The sequence below is a fragment of the Kitasatospora sp. NPDC056651 genome (assembly GCF_042792155.1).
GTDB lineage: Bacteria > Actinomycetota > Actinomycetes > Streptomycetales > Streptomycetaceae > Kitasatospora.
Window position 1 is genome coordinate 1 of record NZ_JBHTWX010000243.1, and the last position, 1,657, is coordinate 1,657.

Consider the following 1,657-nt stretch of genomic DNA (forward strand, 5'->3'; position numbering starts at 1 on the left):
GGGTGTGCCGGCGACCCGGCTGTCGTGCCGGGTGAGCGGCTTTCCAGGGCGGTGGTGGGAGGTTCGGGCCCGGTCAGGGCGATCGGTCAGGCTGCCAGGAGATGGCGGTGAGCGCGGATCCGGGCCAGCGTGTTGGCCATCAACTCACCCGCTGGGCCGGCGAAGCGGAGTTCGTGGCGGCGGGCGGTGACCGTCCAGCGGGCGGCCCGGTGGATCAGCAGGCGCCGCACGGTGGCGATGCGGCGGCGGGCGGTGCCGAGGGGGCTGAGCATCTGCAGCCAGGCGGACAGGTTGTAGGCCAGCATTGCGCCCCACATCCACATGCTGTTGACCGCGTGGGAGGCGGAGGGCAGGTGGCTGAGCCCGGCACCGTGGGCGGTGTCGCGGAACAGCTCCTCGATCCTGGTGCGGCGGCGGAACTCCCACTCCGCCGCCGTGATCTCCTCGTCCAGGTCCAGTTCCTCGTTGGTGGCGAAGAACGAGTAGGCGTATGCCTGAGTCTCCAGCCCTTCCAGGACCAGGGCGAGCTGGTCCCTGCCGACGGTGCGCGAGCGGCGCGAGCGCGGATCGGCCGAAAGCCCGGCAGCGTCGTAACGCACCCGGCGGGCGATCACCTTCGTGTCCTGCGGCCACCCGGCGGGCACGTGGTCCAGCGGCACGACCTGCGCATTCGGGTAGTCGACGGCGTCGATCCAGTCGTCGTCGTGGACCCGGGCGACGGCCCTCCACAGCGGTTGGCTGCGGGGGACGCCGAGCCGGAACAGCGCCTGGCGGGCGACGATCTTCTCGGCGACCTTCCCGGCGTAGTAGCCCGAGTCGCCCTGGAACAGGATCCGCCCGCTCGCTCCGGCCGTGCGCACGGCGTTCACGGCCCGGTCGATCTGGGCCGGGGAGACGGTGCGGCCGTCCGAGCGGCCGTCCAGGAGGTCGGCGGCCACGACGGTGCCGGCCTGGGCCCAGTGCGCGGCGTGCACCCGTCCCGAGACCTCGCCCTTGTAGGAGCGGATGACCTGCTCCTTGCGGGTCGAGTAGACCTCGACGTCCTTGGCGTCGAGGTCGATCGTCACCCGCCCGGTCAGGACCCGGGCTCGTTCGCCCACCGGGAGCGCGGCCAGCGCACGGGCAGTCACCTGCGCACAGGCCCGCTCGACGCCCTCGCGCCGGGCCTGGTCGAACCGGGCGGCGAGCGTGGCGGCCGTCGTGGACGGCGGGACGGGCGCGGGCAGCAGGCTCTCGCCGACCGCATCGGCCCGCAGCCGGTCGAAGCCGACCAGGTGGTCCTCGCCGGTCAGCTGCACCACCGCCAGGGCCAAGGCGAACTCCCCGCCCGAGAGTCCCCGCTCGCGTTCCTTGACCGGGCCGACCGCCGTATCCAGTGCGGCGGTGACGCCCAGCGCCCGGTCCAGCTCGGCCACCAGCAGCAGCCCGCCATTCTCGGTCAGCGACCCGTCCGGCTCACCCACCCGCGCCCGCAATCTGGTCCAGCGCCTGCCGGGAGTGCGAGAGGTGGTACGGCGACGCGATATCGTCTTCACTCGACAGGTGCACTTTCATGTTTGAGCTGGTCACGGTGTAGGAACCTCGATCTTCTCAAACCGACAGTGCACCTGTCGTCGTATCAGCTGCCGCCCGCCGCCACTACCTGCGGATTCGGGTC

Annotated in this window: 1 protein-coding gene; it reads right to left on the reverse strand. The window is 72.1% G+C overall.

The window, feature by feature from the left end:
• Nucleotides 1-86: 86 nt before the first annotated feature.
• Nucleotides 87-1,463, reverse strand: a complete 1,377-nt coding sequence (locus tag ACFRAR_RS38745) for an IS1380 family transposase (protein ID WP_380705147.1) — start codon at nt 1,461-1,463, stop codon at nt 87-89.
• Nucleotides 1,464-1,657 lie beyond the last annotated feature (194 nt).